This window comes from Methanofollis fontis (genome assembly GCF_004297185.1).
Classification (GTDB): domain Archaea; phylum Halobacteriota; class Methanomicrobia; order Methanomicrobiales; family Methanofollaceae; genus Methanofollis; species Methanofollis fontis.
Map to the genome: position 1 here is coordinate 112333 of NZ_PGCL01000003.1, position 15806 is coordinate 128138.

The 15806-nt window shown below is 62.8% G+C and carries 16 protein-coding genes and 2 tRNA genes; 5 read left to right on the forward strand and 13 right to left on the reverse strand.

Going from position 1 to position 15806, the window contains the following annotated elements; translation table 11 throughout:
• Window positions 1-116: 116 nt before the first annotated feature.
• The 6 genes from CUJ86_RS07480 to CUJ86_RS07505 all read right to left on the reverse strand — a co-directional run bounded on the left by CUJ86_RS07480 (window position 117) and on the right by CUJ86_RS07505 (window position 3454).
• Window positions 117-189, reverse strand: a tRNA-Thr gene (locus tag CUJ86_RS07480).
• 101 nt (window positions 190-290) lie between these two features.
• Window positions 291-1001 (reverse strand): sugar phosphate isomerase/epimerase family protein, encoded by a 711-nt coding sequence (locus tag CUJ86_RS07485; protein WP_130646957.1) that lies wholly within the window; start codon window positions 999-1001, stop codon window positions 291-293.
• 41 nt (window positions 1002-1042) lie between these two features.
• Window positions 1043-1396, reverse strand: coding sequence for a DUF134 domain-containing protein (locus tag CUJ86_RS07490; RefSeq protein WP_130646958.1), 354 nt, complete (start codon window positions 1394-1396; stop codon window positions 1043-1045).
• Window positions 1393-2268 carry an ATP-binding protein gene (locus CUJ86_RS07495; RefSeq protein ID WP_130646959.1) on the reverse strand — a complete coding sequence of 292 codons (876 nt, stop codon included), beginning with the start codon at window positions 2266-2268 and terminating at the stop codon, window positions 1393-1395. Before CUJ86_RS07495 ends, CUJ86_RS07490 begins: the two co-directional genes overlap by 4 nt.
• Window positions 2265-3110: an ATP-binding protein gene (locus tag CUJ86_RS07500; RefSeq protein ID WP_130646960.1), complete on the reverse strand. Its 846-nt coding sequence runs from the start codon at window positions 3108-3110 to the stop codon at window positions 2265-2267. The genes CUJ86_RS07495 and CUJ86_RS07500 overlap by 4 nt, the downstream gene beginning before the upstream one ends.
• Window positions 3111-3121: 11 nt before the next feature.
• Window positions 3122-3454, reverse strand: a complete 333-nt coding sequence (locus CUJ86_RS07505) for a NifB/NifX family molybdenum-iron cluster-binding protein (RefSeq protein ID WP_130646961.1) — start codon at window positions 3452-3454, stop codon at window positions 3122-3124.
• 124 nt (window positions 3455-3578) lie between these two features.
• Between CUJ86_RS07505 and CUJ86_RS07510 the strand changes: the two genes are divergently transcribed.
• Window positions 3579-4520 (forward strand): radical SAM protein, encoded by a 942-nt coding sequence (locus tag CUJ86_RS07510; protein WP_130646962.1) that lies wholly within the window; start codon window positions 3579-3581, stop codon window positions 4518-4520.
• Here the strand turns inward: CUJ86_RS07510 and CUJ86_RS07515 are convergent.
• Window positions 4517-5548 carry a mechanosensitive ion channel family protein gene (locus CUJ86_RS07515; protein WP_130646963.1) on the reverse strand — a complete coding sequence of 344 codons (1032 nt, stop codon included), beginning with the start codon at window positions 5546-5548 and terminating at the stop codon, window positions 4517-4519. The two genes, CUJ86_RS07510 and CUJ86_RS07515, sit on opposite strands and share 4 nt — an antisense overlap.
• Window positions 5549-5592: 44 nt before the next feature.
• Between CUJ86_RS07515 and hypD the strand changes: the two genes are divergently transcribed.
• From hypD to CUJ86_RS07530, 3 genes are all read left to right on the forward strand, one after another.
• Window positions 5593-6621, forward strand: a complete 1029-nt coding sequence (gene hypD, locus CUJ86_RS07520; RefSeq protein WP_130646964.1) for a hydrogenase formation protein HypD — start codon at window positions 5593-5595, stop codon at window positions 6619-6621.
• 49 nt (window positions 6622-6670) lie between these two features.
• Window positions 6671-6742 (forward strand) — tRNA-Arg (locus CUJ86_RS07525).
• A gap of 84 nt (window positions 6743-6826) precedes the next feature.
• Window positions 6827-7684 carry a PHP domain-containing protein gene (locus CUJ86_RS07530; protein WP_165394828.1) on the forward strand — a complete coding sequence of 286 codons (858 nt, stop codon included), beginning with the start codon at window positions 6827-6829 and terminating at the stop codon, window positions 7682-7684.
• A 21-nt stretch (window positions 7685-7705) separates the two neighbouring features.
• On the opposite strand, the gene CUJ86_RS07535 is transcribed toward CUJ86_RS07530, so the two are convergent.
• Entirely contained in the window at window positions 7706-9298 is a 1593-nt protein-coding gene (locus tag CUJ86_RS07535; RefSeq protein ID WP_130646966.1) for a DEAD/DEAH box helicase, read from the reverse strand.
• Between the two features lie 115 nt (window positions 9299-9413).
• Window positions 9414-9740, reverse strand: coding sequence for a DUF1894 domain-containing protein (locus CUJ86_RS07540; protein ID WP_130646967.1), 327 nt, complete (start codon window positions 9738-9740; stop codon window positions 9414-9416).
• A gap of 125 nt (window positions 9741-9865) precedes the next feature.
• Here CUJ86_RS07540 and CUJ86_RS07545 point away from each other — a divergent pair, with 125 nt between their 5' ends.
• The gene (locus CUJ86_RS07545; RefSeq protein WP_130646968.1) at window positions 9866-10252 is read left to right on the forward strand and encodes a hypothetical protein; all 387 of its coding nucleotides are present in this window, start codon (window positions 9866-9868) and stop codon (window positions 10250-10252) included.
• A 7-nt stretch (window positions 10253-10259) separates the two neighbouring features.
• Here CUJ86_RS07545 and CUJ86_RS07550 read toward each other — a convergent pair whose 3' ends face one another.
• The 4 genes from CUJ86_RS07550 to CUJ86_RS07565 form a co-directional block, all read right to left on the reverse strand.
• Window positions 10260-11762: a sodium:solute symporter family protein gene (locus tag CUJ86_RS07550; protein WP_130646969.1), complete on the reverse strand. Its 1503-nt coding sequence runs from the start codon at window positions 11760-11762 to the stop codon at window positions 10260-10262.
• A gap of 345 nt (window positions 11763-12107) precedes the next feature.
• Window positions 12108-12611, reverse strand: a complete 504-nt coding sequence (gene ilvN, locus CUJ86_RS07555) for an acetolactate synthase small subunit (protein ID WP_130646970.1) — start codon at window positions 12609-12611, stop codon at window positions 12108-12110.
• Window positions 12608-14281, reverse strand: coding sequence for a biosynthetic-type acetolactate synthase large subunit (gene ilvB, locus CUJ86_RS07560; RefSeq protein WP_130646971.1), 1674 nt, complete (start codon window positions 14279-14281; stop codon window positions 12608-12610). The genes ilvN and ilvB overlap by 4 nt, the downstream gene beginning before the upstream one ends.
• Window positions 14278-15765 carry a 2-isopropylmalate synthase gene (locus CUJ86_RS07565; protein ID WP_130646972.1) on the reverse strand — a complete coding sequence of 496 codons (1488 nt, stop codon included), beginning with the start codon at window positions 15763-15765 and terminating at the stop codon, window positions 14278-14280. The genes ilvB and CUJ86_RS07565 overlap by 4 nt, the downstream gene beginning before the upstream one ends.
• Window positions 15766-15806: the final 41 nt, after the last annotated feature.

A 15806-nucleotide genomic window follows, 5' to 3' on the forward strand; every position in this document is an offset into this window, starting at 1 on the left:
AAATGGGGGCCATTAGGGGGTGTGCATCCCCGTTTAAAATATTGAGATTATTTTTGGTTGAAAGATCACAGTATGGGTGATTTATTTGAGAAGAAATTAAGAAAATAGGGTCTTAGAGCCTCAGGCGAGATTTGAACTCGCGACCTCGTCCTTACCAAGGACGCGCTCTGCCGGCTGAGCCACTGAGGCACAGATGCATTACAATAGTGGGCGTATCTCCTATAAAACGGTGTTGTTTCTGCAGTACAGCCGCCAAAATATTACTATCAGTATAATCCTGCCGAATTCTCTCAGGAAATCTGGTCAAGGACAATAATGCTCTCCAGCGCCCCTTCGATGCTCCCCACCTCTACCACCGGCGTGATCCCGTTTTTTCTCACCGCATCCATCACCGGCACGAAGTCGATGGTGCCCGCGCCGACCGCAGAATGGGTATCGTTTGTACCGTCATTGTCATGGAGGTGGATATGATCGATGCGCTCCTGCAGAAACGCCGGCAGGCACCCCATGATATGGGCATGGCCCACATCGAGGGCAAATCCCGCCCCCTCGGGCAGGGGCAGTTCGTCGGGCGTCAGCAGGAAGAAGTACTCCCATGCCATATTCTCCACCGAAAATTGGATAGAGCGCTCCTCCGCCATCGCGGCGAGGTCGGCGATGGAGCGCATCAGCTGGCCTCTCGACCGCTCCCGTTCGGTCTGCCATGCGCAATACCCCGGATGAATAACGACACCGGCATTCACCTCCGCGGCGATCGCGAAACATGCATCGATCACCTCCACCGAGGCCTGCCGGATCGGTTCAAGCGTGCTGGCGATATTCACGCTCCGGGAGGGGGCATGGATCGTATAGCGGAGCGAGTGGGACTGGAGCGGTTCTGCATCGCTGAGAAAATGGCAACCATCGTCCATCACCTCTGCATATCGCGTGACCTCAGAGATCATGTCGAGCGCATTGCCGAGCGGCAGGGTGTGAAGGGCATAGGTGGAGATGCCGTACATAGAAAGGGGTACTGCATCTCCCCTACAAAAGGATGGGGTTTTTAGTCTGGGCTGCGCCGCCCGAAGCCGCAGCGCCGCCCGCCGTTCTGGCTGCAGCCCTCGATGAGAATGGCATGGCCGTTCACGATCGCCCCGGCCACCTTTTTTCTGGCCTCATGGAGGTCCCGCCAGAGCGTTTTTCTGGAGATCCCCATCGCCTGTGCGGCCTCCTCCTGCTGCATGCCCAGCAGGTCCACGAGGCGCAGCACCTCGATCTCGTCCGGCCTGAGAACGACCGATCCGGGGTTTTCCCCCCCGCACATCGGGGAGAGGCAGGAATATCCGGTCTCGCCGCGGATGATCCGCTCCGACCTCCGCCTTCCCCTGCCGCACCGGCCGTTCCCTTCGGCGTTCATGGGAGGTCCAGCTCGCTCCTGACCCGCTCCCAGACGCCGCGGACCGCCTCACCCGCCGGGGTGTCCAGTGCGGTGACCGGCGTCCGGCTCCTGACCGCCCCGGGGACCGCCGGGTCGAAGGGAATGAGGCCGAGAACCGGGATATCCTGCTCTGCACAGTAGGCGGCGATCTCGGCTGTGATCCCCTCCTCGAGGTCATACCGGTTAATCGCACAGAAGATCCTGACCGGAAACCCCTCGCAGACCCGGACAAGCCGCCCCAGATCGGAGAGGCCGGACATGCTCGGTTCGGTGACGGCAAGCACGGCATTGCACCCGGTCACCGTGGATATGAGGGGGCAGCCGATGCCGGGCGGACCGTCGATGAGCAGGAGATCGGCGTCCCCCCCGACCTCGAGCGCCCACTGCTTCACCTCGGTGACCAGCAGCCCGGTCGTCCCGGAACCGGGCGTCAGGCGGGCGTGGAAGAGGGGTCCGATCCCGGTCTCAGAGTAAAAGATCTCTCCGTGCCGGAAGTCCCTGAGGGAGACCGCACCAGCCGGACAGACATGGGCGCAGACCCCGCAGCCCTCGCACTCGATCGGGTCGACCCGGTAACCGTCCTCTTCCAGGTGGATCGCCCCGAAGCGGCACTTCTCGGCGCAGATCCCGCACTCGATGCAGAGAGAAGAATCGATGGCGGCGCACTGCATCCCGAAATACGGCTTTGAATCGCGCACCGTATGATCGAAGAGCAGGGCGAGGTTGGCGGCGTCCACGTCGCAATCGGCCATTGTCAAGCGCATGGTTCGCGCGGCGCACGCCGCAAACCCGCCGGTCACGACCGTCTTGCCGGTCCCGCCCTTCCCGCTCACAACCGCAAGGCGCTTCACGCTCCCACCTCCGAACACACACTCTCATAGAGATCGGCAAACGCCTCCTCCCAGCCCTCGAGATCGCGGGCGATGAGCCCTCCCCGGTTCTGGACGGCGGCAATCTCCCGGGTAAACGGTATCTTCATGAGCACCCGGAGGTTGCGTTCACGGCAGAATGCCTCGGTCTCGGCATCGTCGCCGCTGCTCCGGTTGATCACGACACCGGAGGGCACGCCCAGGGCCTCCACGACATCGGCTGCCAGTTCCAGGTCATGGATGCCAAAGGGTGTGGCTTCGGTGACCAGAACACAAAAGTCCGTCTCTTTCACCGTCTCGATCACCGGGCATGCCGATCCCGGAGAGGAATCGATGATCACCGTCTCGTCACCGGAGATCGCCTCCTTCACCGCATGGATCACCGGGATGCCGTTTGCCTCCCCCTCGTTCATCACACCCGAAATGAGCCGGAGGTTCTCCATGGGGGTCCGCTCCTCGGTCCTGCCGATCTGCACCGGCGTCTCGGTGATCGCCCCCTCCGGGCAGACGAGCATGCACCCGCCGCAGGAGTGGCAGAGTTCGGGAAAGAGCATCACACGGTCTTTCATCACGACGATCGCACCATACCGGCAGAAATGAGAGCAATCACCGCAGTGGGTGCAGAGTTCTTCGTCGAAGACCGGCACCATCCGGGTCACCGGGGTCTCGGCAGCGGGCGCGGGGAAGAAGAGGTGCAGGTTGGGCTCCTCCACATCGCAGTCCGCCAGCGTCACCGCCCGCCTCTGTGCGCATGTCCAGGCCAGGTTCGCCGCCACCGTGCTCTTGCCGGTTCCGCCCTTTCCGCTCGCAACCGCGATCTTCATTCCGACGGTCCTCAGAGGATCCGGGTCAGCGTGCCGGCCTTGAACGCTGCAAGGGCCTCGTTCGCCGTGCCGCCGCGGAAGGTGTAGACCTCGATTCCGGCTCCTTTCAGGGCGGAGTTGGCGTTCCCGCCGACCTGACCGGTGATCACCACGGACACACCCTGTTCGACCATGATCTGGGCAGACCTCACGCCGACACCGCCGGCACCGCCGGCATTGTCGTTGACGATCGGCGTGACCGCACCGCTCTCGTCGTCGACGATCAGGAAGACCGGCGCACGTCCGAAGCGGTCCTCAGCAGGCGAGTTGATGTCGTTCCCTTTTGCAGTAATACAGATTTTCATAGAATCACCGAAGAGAATTACTCATATGCGCACATTATAGTTGTGACGCTGACATGGGTGCGATCAGGCGAAATGCCCGGTGGGCATATATCGCATCGGCCCAGAGGAGAGGTGATCCACCACCATGACCTACCAATATCTCTTTGGTCCCGTGCCGTCCCGGCGGCTTGGGGCCTCGCTGGGCATCGATCTGGTGCCCCTCAAGACCTGCTCCTACAACTGCATCTACTGCGAGTGCGGGCGCACCACAGACCTGACCCTGGAGCGGCGGGAGTACGTGCCGACCGCCGGCGTAATAGACGAACTGCGCAGGTTTCTTGGGGGGGCGCCCGCCCTCGACTTCATCACCTGCGCCGGGTCCGGTGAACCGACGCTCCACAGCGGCATCGGCGAGATCATCCGGTTCCTCAAGCACGAGTTCCCGGCGTACCGGGTGGCCGTGCTCACCAACGGCAGCCTGCTCTCCGACCCGGCGGTGCGGGAGGAGATCATGCCGGCCGACCTGGTGATACCCACCCTCAATGCCGTCTCCGAGGAGGCGTTCCGGCGGATCTGCCGTCCGTACCCGGACCTGACGGCGGCGGGGGTGAACGCCGGGATCCGGCAGTTCGCCGCCGACTATTCTGGGGCCCTCTGGCTGGAGGTCTTCATCGTCCCGGGCATCAACGACTCCGACGAGGAGATCGACCGGATCGATGCCGAGATCCGCGCCATCGCCCCCGACAAGGTGCAGCTGAACACCCTCGACCGTCCCGGCGCCGTCCCCTGGGTCACACCGGCCGACGACGACGCCCTCGACAGGATTGCCGGGCGGATCACCGGCGCCCCGGTCGAGATCGTGGGCAGACTCCCGTCCCGCGCCACGATGGCCGCATTCCACGACGAGGTGGTCGGGTTCATCATGACGCTCGTCAGGCGGCGTCCCGCCACGGTGATGGACATCTCCCGCGCCACCGGGCTGCACACAAACGAGGTGAACAAGTACATCCAGTACCTCCTCGAAGAGGGGGAGATCACCGTGAAAAAAGAAGAACGGGGATCGTTTTTCCTCCCCAGAAAGGGTTAGTCCTTTTTCAGGTGCACATCCATCTGCGGGAAGGGGATCTCGATCCCCTCCTCCCTGAAGCGTTCGTCGATCCGGGTATTGATGAAATCCTGAACGTCCCATGCCATATTGAAGGCCTTCGCCCAGACGATTAACACGAAGTTCAGGCTCGAGTCGGCGAACTCCAGGAAATACACGCTCGGCGGCGGATAGTGGAGCACGCAGGCCGAGTGCTCGATCGCCTCGTGGGCGATCTCCATCAGGATCTCCTTCACCCGTTTTACGTCCGTGCCATAGGCGACCGAGACCGGGATCTTGACCTTCAGCCGCACCTCCGGGAGGGCGTAGTTGATCACGACCGAGTTTGCGATCTTGGAGTTCGGGATGGTGACGAGCTGATAGTCAAGCGTCTGGAGGCGGGTGGAACGCGGTCCGACGGTGACGATGTCGCCCAGATAGCCGTCGATCTTGATGCGGTCGCCGACCTTGAAGGGCTTGTCCATCACGATCATTGCACCGCCGAAGAAGTTCGCAAGGATGTCCTGCGCCGCAAGGGCCACGGCCACACCGGCGATCCCGGCACCGGCGAGCAGGGGCGTGATATTGATCTCGAGCGTGCTGAGCACCAGGAGGAATACGATGAACCAGATCACATACTTCACACCGAGCTCGAGCACACCGATGATGCGGTCGTCGATCTCGCTCTCGGTCCTCGCCGCCATCCACCGGCCGTACATGCTGATGAAATTGTACGAGAAACTGGAGGCGATCCAACCCCCGATGATGATGTAGAATGCATTGAGGTATTTTGAGTCGAGGACGTAGTCGTATTCGGGTGGAATGAGGCCGGAGAAGACCACGGAGAAATAGAGGGTGATCACGACGACGGCGATGATGAGGGGTTTACCGATGGCCGCGAGCATGATGTCGTCCAGCTTCGACTCGGTGGAATCCGCCCGCTTCAGGAGCCAGCGGTAGATCCAGTAGAGGGCGATCGATCCGAAAAGCCCGATAAACAGGAGGAGGAGAGCGTAAGGGGCGTTTCCCATGATTACTCTTATGCGGTGGCAGATATATTAACTATAAGGATTGCATGGCAACAGGAGATGAACTGACAGCGGCGCTCCGCGAATCCGTGGACCGCCCCTATACATTTATGCATATCTGCGGGACGCACGAGGCGGCCATCGCCCGCACCGGCCTGCGCAGTGTGCTCCCCGAGGGACTGCGGATCGTGATGGGGCCCGGGTGTCCGGTCTGCATCACCCCCCAGGGGGAGATCGATGCGGCACTGGAGTTTGTCGATAAGGACTGCATCGTGGCCACCTACGGCGACCTGCTCAGGGTGCCCGGCACACGGGGTTCGCTGGAGTCGAGCGGCGGCGACGTGCGGGTGGTGCAGGGGATTCATAAGGCGGTGGAGATCGCTGAGAAGACCGACAAAGAGGTCGTGTTCATCTCGGTCGGGTTCGAGACGACCGTGCCCACCGTCGCCGCCACCCTGATGGGGCGCCCGCCCGAGAACTTCTCCATCCTCTCCTGCCACCGCCTGGTCCCGCCGGCGATGCAATGGCTCCTCGAGCAGGGCGAGGCCTCCCTCGACGGCTTCATGCTGCCCGGTCACGTCTGCGTGGTGGCCGGCTATGAGGAGTACGAACAGTTTCCGGTGCCGCAGGTGGTCGCCGGTTTCGAGGCCGAGGATATCCTTCTTGGCCTGTTGATGCTGGTTAAGCAGGTGCAGGAGGGGCGCTGTGAGGTCGAGAACGCCTACCCGCGCGCCGTCTGCCGGGAGGGGAACCGGAAGGCGAAGGAGATCATGTACGGGGTCTTCGAGCCGTCGGATGTGGAGTGGCGCGGCTTCCCGGTGATCCCGGCATCAGGGCTGAGGCTGAAACCGGAATACGAGTGCTACGACGCACAGAAAAAGTTCGATATCGAGATCCAGCACGTCGAGAAGACGCGGGGCTGCATCTGCGACCGCGTGCTGCGCGGCGTGGCGCAACCCACCGACTGCGCCCTCTTCGGGAAGGTCTGCACGCCGAGGACGCCGGTGGGGCCCTGCATGGTCAGTCATGAGGGCGCATGCAAGATCTGGAACCTCTACCATGTCCGCCATCTCTGAGGGGGCGGCACAATCCTTTTTAACAAGCCGATCCAATGTATATAGGCAGGTCCCGGTAGGGTAGTGGATATCCTGAGAGCCTCCGGAGCTTTCGACCCGGGTTCAAGTCCCGGCCGGGGCGTCGTTATTTTTTGTTGTTGTTTCGTCGAGAGAAGGCACCATTATGCCCTCCCGGATCAAAGATGGCGTGAGAAGCGCGCCATACATGAAATCGTTATCCCCCCGGGTATTCTTTCAGGCCCCTGATCTCAGCGCCCTCAGGCGTGACGGATGGGCGGTCGCCGACCTCCACGTCCACACCTCCCGTTCGGACGGACTCTACCGGCCGGAACGTGTGGCGGAGCATGCCATGCATCTCGGGATCGGGTGCGCCGTCACCGATCACAACGAGGCCGGGGGCGTCAGGGCGGCGGCCGAACACCGCTCCGGTCTGCTGGTGATACCCGGGATCGAGGTGAGCGCCGCCGACGGGCCGCACCTGCTCTTCTATTTTCCCTCGGTCCGCGGACTCGAGGATTTTTTCAGGGAGGAGATCCGGGATCGCCGGGGAATGAGCCCCTATATGGCCATATCCCGCTCCACCACCGACCTGCTGGCGGCAGCGGAAGGCTACGACTGTCTCAGGGTTGCCGCCCACCCATTCGGTTATGCCGTCCTGGACCGCGGGGTGCTCAAATGCGTCGAAAACGGGCGGCTGGACCGGGACGTCCTCAAAGCGATCGACGGGGTCGAGGCGATCTGCGGCGGCATGAACCGCTCCCTGAACAGGAGGGCGGCGGAATATGCCGCGGAAAATGGGTGCGGCATCACCGGCGGCACCGACGCCCATATCCTCTCGCAGATCGGCGGCACGCTCACCTGCTGCCGTGCGGAGACGGCTGAGGAGTTCATCGAGGAGGTCCGTGCACGCCGGAGCCGCGTGTATGGGCAGGAGACGAACCGCTTCGTCAAGGTGATCGCCGGGTGCGCCATATCCTGGCGGTTCCTCCCCTATACCATCCCCTCGATAGCGGTGCACGCCGCCCAGACGGCAGAACGGATCCGGGCAGGACGGAAAAAATAAGAAAAAAGCGGGAGGGATCCGTCATTCGACGCGGCCCGAGGCCGGCGTGATATCGACCGGGAAGCCGCGCACGCTCTTGCCGCGCATCCGCTCCATCACCTGCGCCACCATCTCGGCCGGGATATCCACATAGGTGCGGCTCTCGCGGATCGTGATCGCACCGATCGAGCGCCCCGGGATCCCGGTCTCGCCGGCGATGGCGCCGACGATATCGCCGGGCCGGATCTGCTGGCGCTTCCCGACGCTCAGCATCAGGCGGACCATTCCTGGTTCCCCGCCTGACTCGTCCCTGGACAGTTCCGGGGCGGCCTCGGGCTCTGCACCGGTGTCGAGCTGGATCTTCATCAGGGCGGCGGCGATCTCCAGCGAGGTGTACTCCTCCACCATCAGGCGTTCGACGGCCTCGGTGTAGCGCTCAATGCCGCCCTCATCGATCGTCTCCTTCACCTTATTGGCAAGGTTGCGCGTCTTGGACTCGGCGACGTCCTCGGCGGTCGGGAGGGGGATGCGGCCGATCCGGATCTTCGCAAACTTCTGGATCGTCCTGAGTTTGTAGATCTCCTTCGGGCCGACGAAGGTGATCGCCCGTCCGGTGCGCCCGGCCCTGGCGGTGCGGCCGATGCGGTGGACATAGTATTCCACGTCCTGCGGCACATCGAAGTTGATGACCGTGTCCACGTCATCGACATCGATCCCGCGGGCCGCCACGTCGGTGGCGATGAGCACGTCGATGCTGCCCGCCCTGAACTTTGCCATCACACGGTCGCGCTGCACCTGTTTCATATCGCCGTGGAGCCCCTCGGCAAAGTAGCCCCGCCCCTGGAGGCCCGAGGTCACCTCATCCACCCCTCGCTTGGTGTTGCAGAAGACCAGGGCAAGGGACGGGTCGTAGATGTCCAGGATGCGGCAGAGGATCTCCATCTTGTCGCCCCGCCGCACCTCAAGATAGGACTGCTCGATCTGCGGCACGGTCAGCTGGCGGTGCTGCACCCTCACAAACTCCGGGTTCCTCTGGAAGCGCCGGGAGATCTCGCGGATCGGTTTTGGCATGGTGGCCGAGAAGAGGACGGTCTGGCGTTCCGCCGGTGTGGCGCTCAGGATCGCCTCGATGTCGTCCCGGAAGCCCATGTCCAGCATCTGGTCGGCCTCATCCAGGATCGCCATCTTCACCCCGCTCAGGTCGAGGGTGCCGCGGTCGAGGTGATCGATGACCCGTCCCGGCGTCCCGACCACGATCTGGGCGCCCTGGCGGAGCGCCCTGAACTGGCGCTCGATCGGCTGACCGCCGTACACCGGCAGCACCGACACCGCCCCCCGGTGCCTGGCGAGGCGTCCAAACTCCTCGGCCGTCTGGATGGCCAGTTCGCGGGTCGGCGAGAGCACGAGCACCTGCGTCGTTCTGTCCCCTGCATTGACCAGTTCGATTGCAGGGATGCCGAATGCGGCGGTTTTTCCGGTCCCGGTCTGCGCCTGACCGGTCACATCGCGGCCCTCGAGAATCGGCGGTATCGCAAGGGTCTGAATGGGTGTCGGTTCCTCAAAGCCCATGTCTTCAATGGCCTTGAGGATATCGGGAGATATGGGAAAGTTCGAAAATAGTGTTGGAGATTCCATTCTTATACTATTCGTTCTCCTGCATATTTATCCATTGTATCGGGTACCCTGCAGGGTGACCGGGGAGGTGTGCATGTGCCTGCACGGGAAGGAAAAAGCGCGGGATATCTCCCGGTCAGGACACCTCCTCCTCTGCAGGCGCCAGGTCTGCACGAATCTGTTCGATGTCCCCGGGAAGGGCGTCCATCTCCATCAGTGCCGTTCCAAAGCACGGTTTTGTGAACTGGAAGATGATTTTCTTTTTCCTGGACAGAATTCCCACCAGCATCGGGGGTTTTCCAAGAATGACCACATCGCGTATCGCATAGTCGGGGGGGAGTTCATAGTGCTCGCGCACCCGCGTTCTGATGTATTCGTTCGCCTCTTCGGGTGAGATGTCCTTGATCAGGATGCGGGCCGGAAGGCGGTTGATGCAGTGCGGTTTTGCCATGTCGCCGGTCATGACATTTTCCTCCAGGGTAAGGGATGCAGCTCCCCCTTAATACTATTCGCCTGTCCGAAGAGATCGCCAAAATATTTATATAATAATATATGCTCTGCACCATTTATCATTGTGGGGGGCAGAGCGTGCTGAATGAAGATGGGATCATCAGATCGACAACGGTTTCGGTAGTGTTTGCCCTGACACTCATCGTCGCCATGCTGATGGGTTATGGCGCACTGGAATGGAGCACGATTCTGCCGGATGATCGGGCGGCATCGGCACAGGCATGGATCGATGATGATCGCCTCTGCCTCCTCTATGCAGGAGGTGCGGAGAGCGCTAACGTCTGCTCGATCTCATGGCAGTTTTCAAACGGCAAAAATGAGACGCTGTCAGGCGCACAGCAGGAGCCCGGAGCGGAGTTCGTCTATGAAAGCCCGCCCGGCGCCACGGCAGAGAGCACTCATGTGCTGGTGACCGCCTGCTTCAGAAACGGCACCGATCGGGTGATCCTGGATACGGTCGTGTGAAAAAAAGTTATCTGGGCTGGATAAACCCGCCGGTGAGGGTGGCGTCGAGCACCCGGTGGTCGGTCTTCTGCGTCGCCAGACTGACCACCACCATGGCGACCGCCGAGAGGATCACCGCATACAGGCTGAAGTGGACCGGCAGTTTCTCGACCACGTAGTACCAGTAGCCGAGCGCACCCCCGGAAACAAGGCCGATGGCCATCGAGGCCAGGGCGCCCTCCCGCGTCGCACCCCGCCAGTAGAGACCGGCCAGCAGGGGGACGGCAAAGGTGGAGAGCATGATCCCGATGCCCGACCACATCAGCCATGCAAGCATATCTGGCGGGTTGACGGCGAGCAGCAGGGTCCCGCCGGCGGCAATCACCACCGAGACACGCGAGACCAGCAGCACCTCCCGGTCGTCTGCCGACGGTCTGAAGACGTTCTTCCAGATATCCCATGCGAACATCGAACCCACGGTGAGCATCAGGCGGTCGGTCGTCGACATCACGGCGGCGAGAACGATCACCGCGAAGAACGACCAGACCCAGAGGTTCGGGATGGCGTACTCGATGCCCGAGACAAAGATGAAGTCCGAGGCGTTCGAGACATCGGGCAGGACGATGCTCCCCTCCTCGACCAGCACCCGACCGGCAAAACCGGCGAATTTCACCAGCACGATGACCACGGCGTAGACGGCGAAGGCGATGAGCGGCGACCACCTGAAGTAGCTCTCCTGTTTTGCGGCGAGCACGTTGTTGATCACGTGCGGGGCGCAGGCGAGCCCGACCGTGAGCAGCAGCCCGAACGAGAGGAGGAAGGCCGGAGTGAAGGTGTTCCCGGTGGTGAGATAGGGCTGCACCAGGGCCGGATCGATCCCGCCCATCACCTCATTGATATGCGTGAGCCCGCCGGCCTTTGCGATGAGGAGCGGGGCGATGGCGAGCACCCCGACGATCAGGAGACCGCCCTGGATCACCGTCGTCCACGAAACGGCATAGAGTCCGCCCACGACGGTGTATCCGGTGATGATGATCCCGGCCGCCAGCAGCGCCTGCCAGTGCGGGATCCCGAAGAGCCAGACGAGCACGATGGATATGGCGGTGTACTGCCCGATCAGGTAGATGAGAGAGACGATGATGCCTGCAACGGCGGCAAGACTGCGCATCGCCTTCGGGCTCTCGAACCGGTTGGCAAAATAGTCCTCGACCGTCATGTAGTTGTTTTTCCGGGCGATACGATGGAGCTTCACCCCGAAGACGATGATGCAGAAGGAGGCGGCGAGCGGCACGAAGAGCTGCTCCCAGATGGAGGGCCACCCGGCATTAAAACCAAGCCCGCTCACCCCGAGAAGCGTCATCCCGGAACAGACCGACGAGATCATCAGGATGGTGAAGACCCAGAACCCCAGGGATCTCCCGGCAACGATATAATCTTCAGTATTGTGGATTTTACGGGATGCCCATGCCCCGATGACGATCAGAGTGATGAAGTAGAGTGCAACGATGGCCGCCGTCACCGGCTCGATCATTCACCCCCCTCCCTGAATACGAGCGCCCATGCAAAAAGGGCAATGATGACTCCAAGGAAGGCGGTTCCAACGATGTAACAGGTTTCACAGGGTAAGCCGATCATACTACCATGACAATGTGTGTCATGCCAACATATAACATGATCGGCAGATCCCCTCTCAGCCATATGGCAGGACGGGATCAGGGATGGGCGTCATCAGCGTCGTGAGGCACTCTTTGTGGGCGCCTTCCGGCATTCCTCCGGCGATCCGCCGCCGTGCCCGGGACCATCACCCATGCACCCGCGCTCGGAACGGTCCTCACAGCGACTCTGAGAGGGAGGGGTCTCCCCCCCACACAAACCCCTAATTCTGGGATTTCGAGGACTTCGAGCCCCGGATCAGGGCGATCTTCCCGGTCCTCACGAACTCCCGGATCCCGTACTGGCGCAGGAGTCCCTCCAGGGCATCGATCTTGTCGCTGTCGCCAGTCACCTGGAGGATCACGCTCTTCGCCCCCACATCGATGATATGGGCCCGGAATATGCTTGCGATCTGCATCACCTCTGCCCGGCTCTCACCGGGTTCGGCCGTCACCTTGATCAGGGCGAGTTCACGCTCGACCGTGCTCCGCTCCGTAATATCTGAGACCTTGATGATGTCGATGAGCTTGTTCAGCTGCTTCTTCACCTGCTCGACCTCGGCGTCGTCCCCGAGCACCACAATCGTCATCCGGCTCATGCCGGGTTCCTCGCAGGTGCCGACGGTGAGGCTCTCGATATTGAAGCCCCGGCGGGAGAAGAGGCCGGCGACGCGTGAGAGCACGCCGGCCCGGTTCTCCACCAGCACATGGAGCGTATGGGGCTTCATGCCTGCCTCCTCCCGATCATCTCGTTGATCGCCGCTCCGGCAGGCACCATCGGGAAGACATTCGCCTCCCGGTCGATCCTGAAGTCCAGGACGAACGGCCCGTCCGATTCGAACGCCGCCTGCAGGGCCGGACGGACATCCTGGCGGTCCTCGACGCGGATACCGTCGACGCCATAGGCGCGGCCGATGCCGACGAAGTCCACCGGCGGGAGTTCGGTGTAGGAATACCGCCGGTCATAGAAGAGCTCCTGCCACTGCCGCACCATCCCGAGGTACATGTTGTTGAGGATGACGATCTTCACCGGGATGCGGTACTGGGCGACCGTGCCGAGCTCCTGGATGTTCATCTGGATGCTCCCGTCCCCGGCCACGTCCACGACCGTCTCCTCCGGTCGGGCGAAATGGGCACCGATCGCCGCCGGGAAGCCATAGCCCATCGTGCCGAGTCCGCCGGACGAGATCCAGGTCCGAGGGCGCCGGAAACAGTAGTGCTGCGCCGCCCACATCTGGTTCTGCCCGACCTCGGAGACGATGATCCCCGAACTCCCGAGGAGGTCGCTCATCTCCTGCAGGATATATGCGGGAGAGAGGGTGTCCTCCCCGTCGGAATGGGCGGCAGCGGACGCCTTCCAGCGGTGCACCCGTTCGAGCCAGCCGTCGCGCCCGTCCTGTCCTGCAAGGCGGTGGGTGATCGCCTCCAGGATCCGCCGGGCGTCCCCGACGATCGGGATATCGGCCGGTTTGTTCTTGCCGATCTCGGCCGGATCGATATCGATGTGGATGATCCGTGCATTCGGGGCGAAGGCATCGAGTTTCCCGGTGACCCGGTCGTCGAACCGGACGCCGACGGCGATGAGCAGGTCGCACTCGGTGACGGCATAGTTCGCCGCCTCGGTGCCGTGCATCCCGATCATGCCGAGGTTGAGGGGGTGGTCGCAGGAGAGCGCACCGAGCCCCATCAGGGTGGTGGTGACCGGGATCACCATCAGTTCGGCAAGCCGCCTCACCTCCTCCGAGGCGCCGGAGGCGATCACGCCCCCGCCGACATAGAGGAGAGGGCGTTCGGCCTCGCCGATGAGGGCGACTGCCTTCTCGATCTGGAGGGCGTGCCCCTCATAGGTCGGCTGGTAGCCCCGGAGGCGGTGGCTGCCGACCGGCGGGGCCTCGGTGAGCTGGGCGGTCATGACGTCCTTGGGGATATCGATGAGCACCGGCCCCTGCCGTCCGGTGCCGGCGATGAAGAAGGCATCGCGCACCGTCTGCGGCAGGTCTTCAGCCCGTTTCACCAGATAGTTGTGCTTGGTCACCGGCATCGTGATCCCGGTGATGTCCGACTCCTGGAAGGCGTCGTTGCCGAGCATGGAGGTGGGCACCTGACCGGTGATGGCCACGAGCGGCACCGAGTCCATATAGGCGGTGGCGATGCCGGTGACCAGGTTGCAGGCGCCGGGGCCTGAGGTGGCGAGACATACACCGACCCGGCCGGACGCCCGTGCATACCCGTCGGCGGCGTGGGCGGCCGCCTGTTCGTGCCGTACAAGAACATGCCTCACGGGTGCATCGTAGAGTTCGTCGTAGACCGGCAGGACCGAGCCGCCGGGGTAGCCGAAGATCGTCTCGACCCCCTCGCGCTGCAGGCCCTCAATCAGCAGTTTCGCTCCTGTTTTCATCTCTTCTCCTCAAGCAGTCTGTTCATCCCGGACACCATCGCCTCGACGCTCCCCATGATGATATCGGTCCGCGCCCCGTGGGAGGTGATCATTCGCCCCTCCCTGCTCAGGCAGACCGAGACATCGACGAGTGCATCGGTGCCGCCGGTGATGGCGTCCACCCGGTAGTCCTCGAGCCTGATGGCGGCCACGTCCGATACGGCCCTGCGCAGCGCCTCGACGGCGGCGTCCACCGGGCCGTTGCCGGTGGCAGCACAGGTCACCTCCTCGTCCTTGACGGTCAGGGTGACCGATGCCGTCGGGATGACATTGCTACCAGATATGACCGTCACCTGTTTTAAGGTGATCACCGGATGGCGCACGATCTCCATGACGGCGTCGGCGACGGCCATCAGGTCGGCATCGGTGACCCGCCGCCCCTCGTCGCCGATGATCTTGACGCGGGAGACGATCTCGCCGACCTGTGCGTCGGTGCAGGCATAGCCAAGTTCCTGCAGGGCGGCCCGCACCGAGGCGCTCCCCGAATGTTTGCCGAGGAGGATGCGCCGGGTCCGCCCGACCTGCTCGGGCCTGATGGGCTCGTAGGTGCTGGCATTCCTGAGCACGCCGTGGGCGTGGATCCCGCTCTCATGCGTGAAGGCCATCTCCCCGACGATCGCCTTGTTCACCGGGAGCGGCACGCCGGTCATCTTCGAGACCGCCGCCGAGAGGGCGTAGAGCCCTTCGGTCCTGACCCCGGTATCGACCCCGTAGAGGGTCTCCAGGGCCATCACCATCTCCTCGAGGGGGGTGTTCCCCGCCCGTTCCCCGAGGCCGTTCACGGTCACGTGGGCCGACGAGGCTCCCGCCTTCAACGCCGCAAGGGTGTTGGTCAGGGCCATCCCCAGGTCGTCGTGGCAGTGGATGGAGAGGGGGGCGAAGAGGAGGGGGGGCACCGCCTCCGCCACCCGTTCGGGCGTCAGGATGCCGACGGTGTCGCAGTAGCAGAGGCGGTCCGCCCCACGCTCCACCCCTTCCCTGAAGAGGTCGGCGAGGTACGCCGGGTCGGCGCGGGAGGCGTCCTCCCCGGAGAGTTCGACGACGAGCCCGCGCTCCTTTGCATACTCAACGGCCGTCAACGCCATTTCCATGACATCCTCCCGCCTCTTCCTGAGTTTGGCGCTGATGTGCAGGTCGGAGACCGGCACCACCAGGTGGACACAGTCGGCGCCGTTGTCGGCGGCGTGGTCGATGTCCAGCGGCAGGGCTCGCACAAATGTCGCAACCTCGGCAGAGAGTCCGGCATCGGCGATCATCCGCAGGGCCGTGCGCTCGCCGTCCGATGCAGCGGCAGAACCGGCTTCAACCGTGGCAACGCCGAGATCGGAGAGCATCGATGCAATTTCAACCTTCTGATCAGGTTTCAACGAGACGCCGGGTGTCTGTTCGCCGTCCCGTAAGGTCGTGTCAAAAAAGCGGATCTTATCGACAAATAAAGCAATCACTCATAGTGATACCACCGTCATCATATCGACGGCGAGTGCAT